The following is a 518-nucleotide window of genomic DNA, read 5'->3' as shown; positions in this document are numbered from 1 at the left end:
ATTCTTTCTTGAGCGATATATTGCCATACGTCCATTTCAGTCCAGTTGGAGATAGGGAAAATACGGAAGTGCTCATAATCATTGTAACGACCATTATACAAAGTCCATAATTCCGGACGTTGGTTCTTAGGGTTCCACTGTCCAAACTCATCTCTATGAGAGAAGAAACGCTCTTTTGCTCTTGCTTTTTCTTCATCTCTACGACCACCACCAAAAGCTGCATCTACATTGTACTCTTCTAAAGTTTCTAAAAGAGTAATTGCTTGCAAACCATTTCTACTTGGGTTAGTGCCTGTTTCTTCAACTGCAGTTCCTTTATCAATTGACCCTTGAACAGATCCTACAATAAGATCCAAGTCATATTCTTCTACCAGCCAGTCTCTGTAATCAATGGCCTCAGGGAAGTTGTGTCCAGTATCCACGTGAATTAACGGGAAAGGTACTTTTCCTGGCCAGAATGCTTTTCTTGCAAGGTGCAACATGACAATAGAGTCCTTGCCACCAGAGAATAGCATTGC

1 protein-coding gene is annotated in these 518 nt (G+C 41.3%); it reads right to left on the bottom strand.

Annotated features, from left to right (window positions below; genetic code table 11):
* Positions 1–518 (bottom strand): sulfate adenylyltransferase subunit CysD (gene cysD, locus IC221_RS29975; RefSeq protein WP_188172332.1); only part of this gene is annotated, 518 nt, incomplete at both ends.

It is taken from the genome of Flammeovirga sp. EKP202 (genome assembly GCF_014534745.1).
Taxonomy (GTDB): domain Bacteria; phylum Bacteroidota; class Bacteroidia; order Cytophagales; family Flammeovirgaceae; genus Flammeovirga.
Note: the sequence above shows the minus strand (reverse complement) of the source record. Positions and strands in the feature narration are given on the sequence as shown.